Origin of the sequence: Hoylesella buccalis ATCC 35310 (genome assembly GCF_000177075.1) — a bacterium.
GTDB classification, from domain to species: domain Bacteria; phylum Bacteroidota; class Bacteroidia; order Bacteroidales; family Bacteroidaceae; genus Prevotella; species Prevotella buccalis.
The window spans coordinates 1-15,927 of sequence record NZ_ADEG01000045.1 but is presented as its reverse complement, the minus strand read 5'-3'; the positions used below and the strand labels follow the sequence as shown (position 1 = coordinate 15,927).

Annotated in this window: 13 protein-coding genes; 3 read left to right on the top strand and 10 right to left on the bottom strand. The window is 43.0% G+C overall.

Translation table 11 applies throughout. From position 1 onward, the window contains the following. Positions 1–304: 304 nt before the first annotated feature. Positions 305–781 (top strand): DUF4494 domain-containing protein, encoded by a 477-nt coding sequence (locus HMPREF0650_RS04840; protein ID WP_004348797.1) that lies wholly within the window; start codon positions 305–307, stop codon positions 779–781. Between the two features lie 46 nt (positions 782–827). After that, the gene (locus HMPREF0650_RS04835) at positions 828–1,493 is read left to right on the top strand and encodes a YggS family pyridoxal phosphate-dependent enzyme (protein ID WP_004348795.1); all 666 of its coding nucleotides are present in this window, start codon (positions 828–830) and stop codon (positions 1,491–1,493) included. A gap of 49 nt (positions 1,494–1,542) precedes the next feature. Here HMPREF0650_RS04835 and HMPREF0650_RS04830 read toward each other — a convergent pair whose 3' ends face one another. The 10 genes from HMPREF0650_RS04830 to HMPREF0650_RS04785 all read right to left on the bottom strand — a co-directional run bounded on the left by HMPREF0650_RS04830 (position 1,543) and on the right by HMPREF0650_RS04785 (position 14,142). Further along, on the bottom strand, positions 1,543–3,324 hold the full coding sequence (locus HMPREF0650_RS04830) for a M6 family metalloprotease domain-containing protein (protein ID WP_040562541.1): 1,782 nt from the start codon (positions 3,322–3,324) through the stop codon (positions 1,543–1,545). Between the two features lie 381 nt (positions 3,325–3,705). Next, positions 3,706–5,115 carry a tRNA uridine-5-carboxymethylaminomethyl(34) synthesis GTPase MnmE gene (gene mnmE, locus HMPREF0650_RS04825; RefSeq protein WP_004348792.1) on the bottom strand — a complete coding sequence of 470 codons (1,410 nt, stop codon included), beginning with the start codon at positions 5,113–5,115 and terminating at the stop codon, positions 3,706–3,708. 118 nt (positions 5,116–5,233) lie between these two features. Continuing rightward, positions 5,234–6,112: a nucleoside phosphorylase gene (locus HMPREF0650_RS04820; protein WP_004348790.1), complete on the bottom strand. Its 879-nt coding sequence runs from the start codon at positions 6,110–6,112 to the stop codon at positions 5,234–5,236. 9 nt (positions 6,113–6,121) lie between these two features. Then, on the bottom strand, positions 6,122–7,252 hold the full coding sequence (locus HMPREF0650_RS04815; RefSeq protein WP_040562537.1) for a hypothetical protein: 1,131 nt from the start codon (positions 7,250–7,252) through the stop codon (positions 6,122–6,124). A gap of 113 nt (positions 7,253–7,365) precedes the next feature. Then, positions 7,366–9,717, bottom strand: a complete 2,352-nt coding sequence (locus HMPREF0650_RS04810; RefSeq protein ID WP_004348786.1) for a bifunctional dihydroorotate dehydrogenase B NAD binding subunit/NADPH-dependent glutamate synthase — start codon at positions 9,715–9,717, stop codon at positions 7,366–7,368. A gap of 56 nt (positions 9,718–9,773) precedes the next feature. Further along, a complete protein-coding gene (locus tag HMPREF0650_RS04805) occupies positions 9,774–9,998 on the bottom strand; it encodes a hypothetical protein (RefSeq protein WP_040562498.1) in 225 nt (74 codons plus the stop codon). Then, positions 9,979–11,268 (bottom strand): serine--tRNA ligase, encoded by a 1,290-nt coding sequence (serS, locus tag HMPREF0650_RS04800; RefSeq protein WP_004348783.1) that lies wholly within the window; start codon positions 11,266–11,268, stop codon positions 9,979–9,981. The genes HMPREF0650_RS04805 and serS overlap by 20 nt, the downstream gene beginning before the upstream one ends. Before the next feature lie 254 nt (positions 11,269–11,522). Next, the gene (locus tag HMPREF0650_RS04795) at positions 11,523–12,281 is read right to left on the bottom strand and encodes a porin family protein (protein ID WP_040562496.1); all 759 of its coding nucleotides are present in this window, start codon (positions 12,279–12,281) and stop codon (positions 11,523–11,525) included. A 4-nt stretch (positions 12,282–12,285) separates the two neighbouring features. Then, on the bottom strand, positions 12,286–13,434 hold the full coding sequence (locus HMPREF0650_RS04790; protein WP_040562494.1) for a PCMD domain-containing protein: 1,149 nt from the start codon (positions 13,432–13,434) through the stop codon (positions 12,286–12,288). Between the two features lie 240 nt (positions 13,435–13,674). Beyond that, entirely contained in the window at positions 13,675–14,142 is a 468-nt protein-coding gene (locus HMPREF0650_RS04785; protein ID WP_004348779.1) for a hypothetical protein, read from the bottom strand. Between the two features lie 132 nt (positions 14,143–14,274). On the opposite strand from HMPREF0650_RS04785, the gene HMPREF0650_RS04780 reads away from it, so the two are divergent. Next, on the top strand, positions 14,275–15,078 hold the full coding sequence (locus HMPREF0650_RS04780) for an MBL fold metallo-hydrolase (protein ID WP_040562492.1): 804 nt from the start codon (positions 14,275–14,277) through the stop codon (positions 15,076–15,078). Positions 15,079–15,927: the final 849 nt, after the last annotated feature.

Sequence of the window (15,927 nt, the reverse complement as noted above, 5' to 3'; positions counted from 1 at the left end):
ATTCAATTATCTTGTGGGGTATTGTATGATGGACTTTTCCCTTTTGTCCTGACAATCGTGCAAATGAGTGTGGTACGTGTCATCATTCATGCCCACAACTCACTAGCATGTATGATGCAAAGGTAACAAATAAATCTGAACACCAAATGAAGTGTGGATATAAAATACCAGAGTTGGCATGAAATAATATTATCCACACGGTCTTCACAAGTCGTTCTTTCCATTTGTGGGATTTGTCGATTTTTACTACTTTTGCATCCACATCATTCAAGCAATATAATAACTTCATTTAAAAGATATAACAATGAGAACAAGAAATGCCAATTGGTTTGAAACAAATGTACAATATGAGCGTCAGGCAGAAGACGGACTCTTTGCCAAGGTAAGAGAAACTTATGTGGTAGACGCCTTTACTTTTGGCGAGGCTGAAGATGCCATCACCAAAGAAATGGCGAGCTATTCAAGCGGTGAGTTCGTCATCAAGAACATTACGCCGGCTGTCTACAGCGAAATCTTTTTCAGTGACAGAGAGGCCGATGACAAATGGTATAAAGCCAAACTGATGTTTATCACCATTGATGAGGAAAAAGGTAAGGAGAAACGTACGGCCGTCAGTTATCTCGTTCAGGCCAAGAACATCGAAGGAGCCCTTCAAAATATCGGCGAAGTGTTCTCAAGTAGCGTGCTCGATTACGTAGTGGCCAATGTTTCAGAAACCAAAATCATGGATGTTTTTGAACACGATTTGAAGAAGGAACCCGATGACCAGCCTGAAGTATAAACGGCTGAAGTGAATAGGAGTGTGGTTCGTTTAAATTTACATAATCATGGTTGATGTAGCAAAAAACTTGCACGACGTGCAGAAAAGGCTGCCCGATGACGTTTGTTTGGTAGCCATCAGTAAGTATCATCCCAAAGAGATGATAGCGAGTGCTTATGCGGCTGGGCAGCGCGTCTTTGGTGAAAGCCGTGAACAAGAGCTCGCTGAAAAAGTGGAAGCACTGCCCAACGACATTGAATGGCACTTCATTGGACACCTGCAAACCAATAAGGTGAAATATATTGCTCCTTACATCAGCATGATTGAGTCGGTCGATTCGCCAAAGCTTTTGCGAGAAATTAATAAGCATGCAGCTCGCAGCAACCGTGTTATCGACGTGCTGTTGGAGTTGCACATTGCTGAGGAGGCCACCAAATATGGCTTCACCTTGGATAAATGCCGTGATTTCTTGGAGGTCGGCGAATGGCGTGAATTGTCGAATGTGCGTATCTGCGGACTGATGATGATGGCGTCAAACGTGGACGATGAACGACAGATACGCCAAGAAATGTTGACGGCCAAAGACTTTTTTAACGAAGTAAAGGAGCGGTATTTCGCTGACCAACCATCTTTCAAACAGCGTAGTTGGGGTATGAGTCACGATTATCTCATCGCCGTGACGTGTGGCTCTACCATGGTAAGAGTGGGTAGTGCCATATTTGGCGAACGCTAAATCACATCATAAAATAATGCAGCATCCTTTCCCTATCAATCCTTTCTGATTAATAGTGGAAAGGATGAATGTATACCTTCTTGCCTCCAATGATGTATATGCCTTGTGGCAAAATCGATTTGTCGGTTCCCATATATTTGCCATCAATGCTGAAAATACGTTTGTCGCTTGTCGCTTGTTGGGAGAATGTAGGCACAATGCCTTGTGTAGAGAACTTTTTGAGGAAGTCGAAATAAACGATTCCCTCTTTTTCAGAGATGTTATAAATAGGCTTATCTAACGTCGCACCCGTCCACGGTTGATAGTTGGGCAGCTTTGTGTTGTTGGTCAGTTCGGTCACATTGTCAACACCAGGAAACAAGTCACCCTTCAGTTGTTCTGTGTATTTTTCACGTTTGTTATTGTACGAACTGAACAATAAACTATCGGCAGGTATCACTGTCATACGGGGTTTGCCCTTTATGTTGTTAACGCTGTTATTCCTTAAACTAAATGCTTGGGCATCATAATTAACGCGATACATCATCATGCCATGCCCACCCAATTTAGAATTCCAACGTTTGTTCTGAATATTCTGGATGATGTAGTATTCGTTTTTGCTCTTCTCCTTGTCGGTATAAATGCGATAGGCTTTCCCACCTTCATCAATGTTCTCCAGAGTTACTTGTTGTGCGTCTTGCAGTTCTTCAATGTTCATCCATCCCATGGCTTCACGTTCCCATGCCGTGTAGGCCGTGGGGCACCACCCATTGGCAGTATATTCACCGTCGTCCATTAAGCTCCATGCCTCCATTCCCTGATTGTCGCCCCTTGAATCGGCGAAGGTAGGGTAGAAGTCGGGCAAACCCATGCAATGACTAAACTCATGACAGAACAGGCCTATGCCCGAAATCATTTTTTGTTTAGGACTTTTCTCGTTACCAATCAGTTCGTTGCTGATACCAGATCGATACACTATCTTGTCATCTACAGTAAGAGTAGGATAGATGGTTCCTGCCTTTGGCCACATCGTTTCGTTTTTTGCGCCCATGTTCTGGCCATATCCTGCGTATACAACGTACACCAAGTCTACATAGCCATCGTTGTTGGCATCGTATGCAGAGAAGTCAAGCGAGTCGTCCATGAGCTTGCAAGCATCGGTAATCAGTTCGGTAAACTTTTCACCGCCACCGTTGGGATCGGTTCCTCCATAATAGGCAAGCTCGTGTGGAAGTGTCACTGGACCATAGATATCAAACTGTGGACAGAACGTTCCAAAGCTCATGTCTTTAAAATATTGTTGTACACTGGATGCATTCCTGTTTTCACCATGACCATAATCTTGAGGATGTCCTTCGCCATTGAGAAACTGTTGGAACGATTTGCGAGGATTGGGGAGGGTGAATGTGGTGTCTTGGTAGGCAGCCAAAATGACAATTGCCTTAGGCGAACCCGTGTGTGGAAAGTAGGTGTTGTCTGATTTCACCGGCTCTCTTCGCATGGCACGAGTTTGCAGCTGTGTGTTTGCTTGTTCAAAGAAAAGCTTTTTATCTTGTGCGGCAACTAACTCTTTTTCAGCAGCTTGTCGCCCGTTTTCTTCATGTGCCAACTGCTTACTCGCCGTTATGCGTCCAAATTTGTCAATCGCTGCGATGTAGAAAGTGTTTTGCTCGCGCACCAAAATTGCACCGTCTTGCGTGCTATACCAGTTAAAATGTTCATCTCCATGCTGGTAAACTTGTAGAGTGGTTCCGTCTGGTTGGGTGACGATAAGCGGCATGCGCCAAGCTTTTGCAGCCCACGAGCAAACGGAAAGTATGAGTGCGAGTATGATAAATAACAGCTTTTTCATTTGTATGGTATGTTTCTTTCCATGGGCAAATGTACGAAAATAGTTTTGAATATCAATTGGTTTCGTCTTATTTTCGACCATTGAGCATTTGTTATAGGCAAGATTTGAGAACGCATTGACAATGGGGCTGTCTATCGTGTCATCGTCCTAAGAAAGACAAGGGGTTCTGTTCAGTTGTCCAAACTCATTGACTTTGGTCTCTAAAGTCAATGCTATTGGAAGGTAAACCCATTGAGTTTGGCGGTTAAAGTCAATGAGTTTGCCAGGACGTTTAAATGATTACTGCAAAACAAATAAGACAGGCGGAGAATGACCTGACGTCTGTTCACAGGATTGCACCAATCCCACAAAACAATTTGCTAGCGTTACTGGTGTTCTGCTTTATTTGCCGATACAAAAGTGTTTGAAGATGTTTTCAAGTACCTCTGGTGTAGTGATTTGCCCTCCCGTGATGTCTGCCAGCTGGTCAAGGCAAACACGCAGATCTTCAGCTATGAGATCTCCGCTGAGGTCTGCTTTTAACCCATTGATTACTCGAGTGATGCTTTCTTTGGCATGGATGAGGGCATCGTAATGGCGAGCACTTGTGATGATGACATCATTCTCCGTGATTTCGGGTATATTTGCTTTTTGGTAGAGTAGGTTTTCTAATTGGCCGATGTTCGTTCCTAGTTTGGCACTGATTTGTATGGTTGATAAGTTGTTTGTTGACAACTTGTCAGGAATCGTTCTGATATCTATCTTATTTTGAACGAGAATCACTTGTTTGTCCTCACAATACTCCAACATTTCTTGAATCTCACTACGGTTAGGCTGTTCATCAACCAACCATAAGATGATGCGTGCTTCGTTCAGCTTCTTATAAGTGCGTTCGATACCGAGCCTCTCTATCTCATCATTCGTTGAGCGAATGCCCGCTGTGTCAATAAATCGAAACGTGACACCTTTAATTTCGGTCGTGTCTTCAATGACATCTCTGGTCGTACCATGAATGTTGCTCACGATGGCTTTCTCTTCCTTCAACAATTGATTGAGAAGTGTGCTCTTTCCTACGTTCGTTTTACCAACAATAGCCACAGCTACACCTTGTTTATAAGCTTTTCCTGTTTCAAAAGAGCGAGCAAGTGTATACAATCGTTGGTCAATAGTTTGTGCCAAATCAAGCAATTCTGTTCTGTCAGCAAACTCAAGTTCTTCGTGATCGCTAAAATCGAGTTCAAGTTCGAGCAATGAAGTTATCTTCAGCAGCTGATTCCTTAACAACGCCAACTCATCGGAAAAATGACCTTTCAATTGACTCATGGCCATTTGGTGTGTGGCACGATTGGTAGATGCAATTAAATCGGCTACTGCTTCAGCCTGACTTAAATCCATTTTGCCATTCATGAAAGCTCGCTGCGTATACTCTCCAGGATTTGCTTGGCGGCAACCATTTTGAATGAAGGTTTTAAGAATTTGTGAGATGACATACTGTGAGCCATGACAGGATATTTCAACAGCATTTTCGCCAGTATAGGAATGGGGTGAGCGAAAAACAGAGACCAACACCTCGTCAATCACTTCTCCATCTTGGTTTGTCAAATGCCCAAAATGCAATGTCTGCGGTTTTGCTTCTGTTAGTCTGTGATTGGATTTGGAAACAAATACCTTGTCTGCAATGTTGATGGCATCATTACCTGATAGACGAATCACGGCTATAGCGCCACCAGCCGGTGTGGATAAAGCACAAATTGTAGAACTTGCGTCCACTGAAGATAGATTGTGCGTGCTGTTGCTTTGAGTAAGTTGCATCGAATGATTTAATAATGGATTGAGTATAAAAACAAGTTGTCAGACCCGCCATATCATGGGTCTGACAATCGGAACGTTCAGATTGTCCCTTGTATAGATGAGGTTAAATAGTCGCTCGTTAAATTCTATCAAGTACAATTTGTATTAACCCGTCAATAGAATTTTTGTATTCTACATTTGCCTTTTGAGCACGACGATTAGCTATCACCATGCAACACGTCATAGCCTTGTGTCCCATGAGCTTAGCAAGGCCTGCTAAAGCACTACTCTCCATTTCGAAATTGGTGATGCGGTAACCGTTGTATTCGAAATTCTCGATTTTTTCATTTTGTTTCGCGTCGGCCAGAGGTATGCGCAACTCTCTGCCTTGTGGACCGAAGAAGCCACCACAAGCAATCGTCACACCGCGTACCATATCGTCACCCGCAACGCGATTGAGTGTTTCTTTATCTGAATCAATGACATACGGGGCACCTTTTTGAGGGTTCCAGTCCATGTGTTTTTTGAAAGCTTCTTCAAATTCTAAGTCACAGGCTTCGTCTCTTCCGGCGTAATAGTTCAGCAAGCCATCAAATCCGATACTCTTCTCACTGGCAATGTATGTTCCTTCTGGCGTATATTCTTGCAATCCGCCACAGGTACCAAGTCTGACCAAGGTGAGTGACTTAAGCGGTGATTTCTCATGACGGGTGGTAAAATCAATGTTAGCCAATGCATCCAGTTCGTTCATGACAATATCAATATTATCACAGCCAATGCCCGTGCTGACCACACTGATTCGTTTTCCTTGGTAGGAACCTGTAATGGTATGGAATTCTCTACTTTGTATGTCGCACTCTACTTTTTCAAAATGAGAAGCTACCAGCGACACGCGGCCAGGATCGCCTACCAGAATGACCTTGTCGGCCAATTGTTCGGGCTTGACATGTAAATGGAAAACACTACCGTCGGCATTGATGATAAGTTCTGATTCTGCAAAATATTTTTTTTCCATCATTGTAGGGATTTAGTTGGTTAACAATTTGTTTTCTTCGTTTCTTACAGACTTTTCAAAAGTTTGCACATCTTTTCTTTGTTGCTGTATGGTTTCTTCCGCTTTCAACAAATTAGCTCTCATTCCTTGTTGATCGGATATGGATGCTCGGCTATAATCGAATCTCATTTTGGCCAAAGTTTTTTCATTCTGTGACAATTGGGATTTCATTTCAGTCAATTGAGTGTACAATTCTTTTGTCTTGTTGCTTTTGAAATCATCAATCTTAGTATAGACAATCTTGTCATTAACTGGGAACAGAAAGCCTGGCTTTGAATTTGCTTGGTTATTGTTTTGCTTCAAACTTTCCAATCTTCTCAGTGCTGTATCCCTGTTTCCAAAGGCCCATGTGTCTTTAATGCTCGTCAACTTGGCAAAAGACTTGAGCTGTTCTTCACTAAGATTATCTTGACTGAAATTAAGGCGCGGCATTGTTGGCACGAATGTATAGATGCACACTTTACCTTCTGGTTGATAGCGGTCACTGACTAACCAGCCCAAGGCATACATGTCATCAATGGCCAACAAATAATCGTTAGCAGTAGAGTTGAATGGCAATCCATAATTCTCTGGTTTATAAAAAGTTCCGTCTTCATTGTTGAACAATGTCATGAAGATGTCATAACCACCCAAACTCTTTTCTCCTTGACCGGAAAAGAATAAGGTCATACCGTCAGAAAGTAGAAAAGGGTAGTTGACATTGTCTACCTCTTCATCCAATTCTACTAATTGTTTTGGTTTACTCCAGATGTCTCCTAATAGATCAGTTGAATACAGGTGGTATCCCTGTACGGTATCACCATCGGCATAGATGCGGTGATTGCCAAGTTCGTTAGTATAGGAGGATTGGCCATTTTGTTCAGAAAGCGTACCGGCATCCTTGCTCATAGGAATTTTAGATAAGAAATTTTTCTTGTCTACCACGATGCTATCGATGAACATGACTTTAGCAGTTCCTTCTACCATCGTCTCAAATAATCTGTCAGCAGGGGTTTTCTCTGTCTTAGTCACCTTCGAAGGAACTGACCTCTTCCCATGCTTTTGAGCTTGCATGGGAAGAGGTGAAAAAAGCAGTAATATCAATAAATATAATGTATACTTCATATTTGTCATGTTGACAAAGATACAAATTTATTTATGAAGTTAGTCATAAAGAATGCAAAAATGTAGTGACTTGTAAAGAAGCCGTTTTAACCTACAAGCTGTCTCTTTATCAATCACTTTTCAGCTCTTAGTTGCATATCCATATTTGCAGCAGCTCTTCTGCCATCACCCATGGCTAGAATCACCGTTGCGCCTCCGCGTACGATGTCGCCTCCTGCATAGATTTCTGATCTACTGGACTGCATCTGGTCGTTGACGACAATGGTGTTTTTGCGACCAAGTTCCAGTCCCTGGATAGATTTTGGTACCAGAGGATTTGGAGATACGCCGACAGCCACAACAACCTGATCTACTTCAAGCGTAATCGTTTGTCCTTCAACTGGCACAGGGCTGCGACGGCCACTTGCATCAGGCTCTCCCAATTGCATGACTTGTAACACGGCGGCGCTGACAGCACCTCTTTCATCCGTGAGATATTCAATAGGGTTATGCAGGCACATGAAATGGATGCCTTCTTCCTTGGCATGTTTAACTTCTTCAAGTCGGGCCGGCATTTCTGCTTCAGAGCGACGGTAGACCAGGGTAACGTCAGCTCCTAAGCGTTTGGCTGTTCTACAAGAGTCCATGGCTGTGTTGCCACCTCCAACGACCATCACTTTCTTTCCAAGATTGATGGGTGTGTCTGCATTAGTATTGGCGGCATCCATAAGATTGATACGGGTCAGGTATTCGTTGGATGACATGATGTTAATGGCATTCTCTCCTGGTATTCCCATAAAATTAGGAAGTCCTGCACCCGATCCCACAAAGATGCCTTTGAAATCTTTTTCTTTGAGTTCTTCAATAGAAAGGGTTTTTCCAATGATGCAGTCTGTTAAGAAATGAACACCCATTTTCTTGAGATTTTCAATCTCAACGTCGACGATGGCATTAGGAAGGCGGAACTCTGGAATTCCATATTTCAGCACGCCACCTATTTCATGCAGCGCCTCAAACACATGAACTTGATAGCCTCGCTTAGCCATATCCCCAGCGAAGCTCAAGCCTGCAGGCCCTGAACCGACCACAGCCACCTTAATACCGTTGTCAGGTTGCATATCAGGGATTGACGCGTTTCCACTTTCCCGTTCATAATCGGCGGCAAAACGTTCAAGATAACCAATGGCGACAGCGGGCTCGTTCATCTTCAAATGAATACATTTGCTTTCGCATTGTTTCTCTTGTGGGCAAACTCTGCCACATACTGCGGGTAGGGCAGAGGTGTTCTTCAACACTTTGGCAGCTGCTAGGAATTGTCCTCGCTCTATATTCTTGATAAAAGAAGGAATGTTGATGTTGACCGGACAACCTTCCACACAGGTCGGTTTAGCACAATCCAAGCAACGTTTGGCTTCAGTCATGGCCATTTCTTTCGTAAGTCCTAGATTGACCTCTTCCGTCCTGGTCGTTGCCCGATATGTTGGATCTAACTCTGGCATTTGCACGCGAGCGATGCTCTTCCGCTCTTTCGGCTTCATGGAATCCCGTAATGCCTTTCTCCATTCAGCATTTCGATCGGTTAGCATCGAGATACTCTCTTGTGTAGGCTCTACATCCATTTTAATGGTAGACGCATGTTTCTCCTGTGCGCTTTCTAACTCATTAAGGTGATCTTGCAAATGTTCTACCTCATCTTTTTCAACATCCTTGAATGTGTTCATGCGCTTGAACATCTCATCCCAGTCAACCAATGCGCCATCAAATTCAGGTCCATCGATACACACGAATTTTGTCTTGCCGCCAATCGTTAACCGGCAGGCACCACACATGCCCGTGCCGTCAACCATGATGGTGTTGAGAGATACATCTGTAGGTATGTTATATTTTTGCGTAAGAAGACAGCAAAACTTCATCATGATGGGAGGTCCAATAGCAAATGCCTTGTCGATATGTTCCTGTTTTATCAATTTTTCCATGCCCACCGTGACGACACCTTTCTCGCCATAGCTGCCATCATCGGTCATGATGATTGTTTCATCAGAATTCGCTCTTACTTCATCTTCTAAGATAATGAGATCTTTGCTGCGTCCTGCCAACACCGACAGCACCCTGTTACCCGCTTCCTTCAAGGCTTTAATGATGGGCAGCATAGGGGCAACGCCAACGCCACCACCCGCACAGAGTACGGTGCCAAACTTCTCGATGTGTGTGGCATTGCCCAAGGGACCTACCACATCAGTAACATAGTCACCTTCATTCAAATTGCAGAGCTTCATGGAGGACAGACCAACCTTCTGCACAACCAATGTGATGGTTCCGCGTTTGATGTCTGCATCGGCGATGGTCAGTGGCATGCGTTCGCCTTTGTGACCTACACGGACGATAACGAAATTGCCGGCTCTTCTGCTTTTAGCAATGAGCGGAGCCTCAATCTCAAAGAGAAAAACTTTCTCAGAGAACTGTTCTTTTCGGATAATTTTATTCATAGTATGTTTTAATAGATTGTTATAGTTCAAATTGATAGTCTAAGGAAAACAGATGTTTAACAGCCGCTTCTCCATGTCAGCCCAGCCATGATGCTGTTCCTGCAATCAAGGTCACCGTTGAACATGGCCGCATAGCTCACTCCTCCATACGGTTTGGTGGTTGTGACGCCATTCGCATGTTGGGCAGCACAATTCATGGAGAAGGTCAGAAGAAAAGAGATGAGTATGTATTTGAAGTTTCTCATCACGGCTGTCTTCACCTTAGAAATTTTGATCGTCAATCATCTCGAATCCACAGTAGGGGACAAGTACTTTCGGTACACGAATGCCTTCTGGTGTCTGATTGTTTTCCAAGATGCTGGCAACGATACGTGGCAAGGCCAATGCCGAACCATTAAGCGTGTGGCAAAGTTCTATCTTGCCATCTTCTGCATGACGATAGCGACATTTCAGACGGTTAGCTTGGTAACTTTCGAAGTTTGATACGGACGAAACCTCCAGCCATCTTTTCTGAGCTGCGCTCCATACTTCAAAATCGTAGCATATCGACGACGTGAAACTCATGTCTCCGCCACATAATTTCAAGATATGATAGGGGAGTTCCAGTTTCTTACATAATCCCTCTACGTGTTCAAGCATTTCGTTAAGAGATTCATAAGAATGTTCTGGCTTGTCAATACGGACAATCTCCACTTTATCGAATTGATGCAAACGATTGAGTCCGCGTACATCTTTTCCATACGAACCTGCTTCACGTCGGAAGCAAGCTGAATAAGCACAGCGCTTGATAGGCAGGTCTTTCTCATCGAGAATCTCGTCACGGAAAATGTTCGTTACAGGAACCTCTGCGGTAGGAATCAGATACAGGTCATCCAGCTGTACATGGTACATCTGGCCTTCTTTGTCAGGCAGCTGACCTGTGCCATAGCCAGATGCTTGATTCACAACAAATGGAGGCTGAACCTCGAGATAGCCAGATTTACGAGCCTCTTCAAGGAAAAATGCTTCGAGCGCTCGTTGGAAACGGGCCATCTTGCCAATGTATAAGGGGAAACCCGCACCCGTGATTTTAACGCCCAGGTCAAAATCTATGAGGTTAAACTTCTTACATAAGTCCCAATGGCACAATGCGTCTTCACCAAGTTCAGGTATCACTCCTCCTTCTTTCACAACGACGTTGTCTGATGCATCTTTACCTTCTGGGACATCTTCGTTTGGGATGTTAGGAATGGTATAAAGTAGGGTAGTGAGGTCGTTTTCAGCTGTTTCCATTGACTGTTGAAGACCTTTAGCTTCTTCTTTCAACTTTGCAACCTGCGCTTTCACCTCATTGGCCTCATCCAATTTCTTATCTTTCATGAGCCCACCTATCTTCTTGGCGAGCAAATTAGCTTGTTGCTTATTCTTGTCAAGTTTTTGTTGGGACTCCCGACGTAGCTTGTCAATGGCGAGCACCTGATTGACAGTTTCTCTTGCTCCCTCAAAATGTTTCTTCTCTAATCCTTTGATCACACGTTCAGTTTCTTCACTGATGAGTTTTAGTGTAAGCATATTTATATTTTTTTGAAAAATTTCCTACTGCTGACAAAGTTACTAATTATAATTAAATATTATTCATTAAATGCTAATATTTTAATGGAACTTTCTACAAAGTAAGAGCCCAGTACCAAATATCGATACCAGGCTCACTCTTTTTGTTGATATGATTAATCATTCAATTCATGTGTCTATCTTACACTGTAAGAAGGTTGTAGCGCGACAGCTACGCTGAATAGTGTAACATGACTTCATGTCTTCTTATATTCCTAATGTTTGCTGATTCTGTAAATCACGCCGAACGTTCCATATACAGGATAAAGAGTTTGTTCTATCGTTTTGAATGAACGCTTGAAGATGCCGTTGAGACCCCAATTTAAATCGGCATATAAACCAAAACGGCGGTAAATATGACAGTCTATCCCAGCGGATATGCCAACTTGGAACCGTCTCATGTGTTCAGAAAAGTCATAGATACCCCTTGTTCCAGGATCGCTACCCATCTCGATTCTGGGCCCCGTTGGATCTCCTACCCGCAGGTATCCATCATACACGCTTCCTTCAAAGTCTTTAGAGAGCAAGTACGATATATACGATCCCATGCGCAGTTGAATTCTGTCGCTTACATCGTAGGTAGCTTGAATGGGAAGGGTTATCATCCATTGCCGCACCTGTGTCTGCACATAGCCTGTGAACACCCCTTTCAATGACTCGCCTCCGCGAATCATTTCCATGTGGTAGTTCTTCACCTTGGCATCCACGTCCATATCTTTATTCTCCGCCCGAAGGCCTATCAGGCCACCCCATTTGCCATCGATGATTTTATGGCCATCAAGTTCTATGGTCACATTATTATGCAACTTGTATGATTCAAGCGACCTGACGGTTGCAGGTAAGCCGATGGGAGCGGTTCCTCCCAGATTATATCCTATGCGAGCCTGGAGCTTCACATCCTTCAGAAAAGAATCTGCCATGCTGTTCAGCGACAAGCATCCCATCCACAATATGATTAATATAAACTTACGCATGCCGTTATTCCTCCTTTGTACAAATGATTCTTACTTCATCAATAGACAACTCACTGCCGATAGCTCCCTCAAACTGAGCACCTCTTTCGCTGGACGAGAAGACTACGGTTAAATTGTATCCGCGGTTGGCCAAGATTCTTTCATCAGGTTGTTGTGTATAGTCGAAAACCACTTCAAAAGGCGTCCATTGGTCAGTAGTCTTCACTTCTGCCAACTTGGCGATGGCCAAGATGTGCTTGTTCGTCAATACATCGTCCCCATACAGCGTTATGGGATTGTCCTGTTCGTCAGCATTTCTATAAAACACAGCATAGATAGCCGCGCTGTCCGTGCGGTTGGGAACTATTTTTCGATTCTTGTCTTGATACTTTTTACCTGGCTGATACCGGTACCATCCCGTCAGTTTGATGGGCTTTTTATCAAAAGGAATACCAAACTTGGTCGCTTTCATGGCATCGCGCATGGCCATTCCAAAATCGAAAGATCCCAGATACAGATTGCCTGCTGCCAGGGGCTTACCAACCAATGATCCTAACAAGCCTGTGCTTTGGGTGGTCAGTTTGGCATACGACCCACTGTAACCGTCCTTCGCAGGAACACTGGGATAGCCCTCTGGTGGTGCCGATTCCCTGCTCATTCTAAACCCTGGATTACCCGTAGCCCAATAGTCGTGTCGCTGACCATCTTCACCTATATAATACCAGGTATAATATTTCAGTTCTTTCTGCTCCAACTCATAATGTTCAAAGTCAAATCGAATGGTATCACTAACCGTCTGGACAACCGGAATGAAGCTAACGGCATAGCGCCTATTCCACTGTTTGTCCTCAGAAGTTACCGTATAGATGACGGGACCTTTACTGAAATCTTGAACCGAACCGTTTGCCGGAACGATGGTTGCCCCGTCCGTCAATGTGAAGTGAGGAGCGATGGCGTTCAAGGCTGTATGACGTCTTACATTGAAAATAATGGTACTGTCCGTGTAAGGAACATGAAGCTTGCTATCTGAAGGGTGATAGAACATCTCCTCAGGCTTACTTACCGAAACAGAAGCCTCTAGAATATCACACTCTGCATTCAATGGTTCGTCCTTAAAGCATGAGGTGAACACGGATGAAAGTGCGATAACCAATAAGTTTTGATAAAATTTCATTGTAACATAATCTTTTCGACTGCAAAGTTATGCTTAATATCTTAACGGGGCAAACGAATGTCTTTAAAACTATTCAAATATAGGACAAAAATGGTGGATTTAATAACAATTTCTGATATAGCATTGTACCCAATTCGGTCAAACAGAAAGAAATGCGATGATAATTGCGCTATGATGACCGTTGCTTTGTTATATTCCTATTACGCCAGCCGTCAAAAATGATGTTTAAAATTAGCATGATTAATAATCATGAAGCGGGGAATCGCGCCTGGGTAGTTCGGTCAACCTCACTTTCCATTGTTTATTAAGTTGTACCAGTTGCAGTGTGTAGGTGGCAGATTCAACAAAATGTCCCACGGCTTCTAACGAGTCCATTGACAAGAAGTTTTCAATCTTCATGACCACTGAAGCCACCGAGTCACCCTCATCATAATGTATTTTCTTGATTTCCGACCTGGCACCTTGCTCAGCACTCCTTAGTTTGTCAACATCATCTTGTTTTACCTGTGAGGCCGCATAACTAATCCATCTTTGTGAAGATGGGGTACAATGAGCTAATGCATCGTTGAATTGCCAGTTGAAATAAGCTTGCGCAAAAGTGTTGGCGGTATCCCGGAGCTGCTCTTCATTTTTATGGTCTGTACAAGCGCAGAGGCCTATCAACACGCTGCCTACTATCGTGAGTATAATTGTCAATCTTATTTTCATCCGAAAAAACGTTTTATTGATGCATCAACTGTGCAAGCCAAAGGATAAGAGGGTTCACTGTCTGATGCAAAGGTACCAAAAACTTTGTTCATGTCAAGCCTTTTGTTTACTTTTGTGCCAAATATTTCAAACATGTTAAAATTCATTTGTTTGGGAAGTGGTAGCAGTGGAAACTGCTATTGTCTTTTTACAGAGAATGACGGCTTGATGATTGATGCTGGAATAGGCATCAGGCTATTAAAAAGGTCATTTAAAGAGTATGGACTATCACTTTCTCAAATTCACCATATTTTAGTGACGCACGACCATGCAGACCATGTGAAATCAGTGGGGGCGATAAGCCTTGATTATCATTTAGCCGTCTATGCGACGCATCTTGTTCATGCTGGGATAGAGCGCAACTATTGTGTGCATAAGAAGGTTGCACCGGCATACATGGAGGTCATAGATAAAGGACAACCGTTTCAACTGGGTGATTTCACCGTTACACCCTTTGGTGTGCCACATGACAGTTCTGACAATGTAGGTTATAAAATAGAATGCGGTAATATCGTCTTTACACTGATGACAGACATTGGTCATGTGACAGACGAAATGAGGGCCGTCATCTCCGAAACGAATTATCTGGTCATAGAGGCCAATCACGACCCGAAGATGTTGATGTATGGCCCCTATCCCCAACATTTAAAAATTCGCATATCGGGCCCAAATGGGCATTTGGCCAACCAGGATTGTGCGCAAGCTTTGGCTGAGAACATGACCGAGCGGATGCGCCATGTGTGGCTGTGTCATTTAAGTGAAGAGAACAATTGTCCTGATTTGGCACACGAAACGGTAGCGCATATTTTGCGAACGAAAGGTATAGAGGCAGGAACAGACGTACTGTTGGATGTGTTGAAGCGGAAATCGCCCAGCTCGCTATATAATTTGGAGTAATTATTTGCCTATTCCCCATTTGTTCGATTTTTTCCTCATTTTAGGGTCATAAAACGGCCCTTATAAACTTTCAATCTAGAAAAAAATGATAGGCCGGAAGGAAGCAAATATGCGCTAATTTTGTGACAAAAAATGGTTTTCACCGCAAGAGCATTGAGTTTACCTCACTAAACGTATCACTTTAGCGGACTATTCCCATGCTTTTGCTCGTCAATAGCATGCAAAAAACTCGCTTTAAGCAATGCTTTTGGCTTAAAAATGCTTGAAATAAAGCTAAACAACTTTAATATAAAAGCATAATTCATTGTGTATGAACGATGTAAGAAAAGTGCTCACATTTCGCTTATTTACGCCCATCAACATGTTTGTTTGTAAATAAGCCAAGGAACGGAAGGCATGTTGTCAATAAAATTCAGAAAGATTTTCAATCCTTATTTTATATTGTCTTCTTTCATACCGTTTGCCACAACAACAAACATTGCTGCCAAATAACAAAATGAGACGAATGAAATGCACCTACGCGAAAGACCGAGAGAAAAATTAAACTTTTCTACACCAAAACGAGAGTTCTTAAACACGTTTTGTAACTTTGCACTTGCTGGTTGACTCTACGGGGGAGAATCTACCACTCGAAAGTTCCATGTATTTGGTAATATTCATGGGATTCATCAAATTTATTTGATAGATAGATGATGAAAAAAGTTATATTATTATGTATATGTCTTGCTCTTGCATCATGTAGCAGATATTATAAAAACTATAATATTACAGGTGTGGAGCTAAGACATATAGTTATTGCCGATTCACTAGAATTAGGCAAGGACTATTATTTATTAAAATTCAACATCA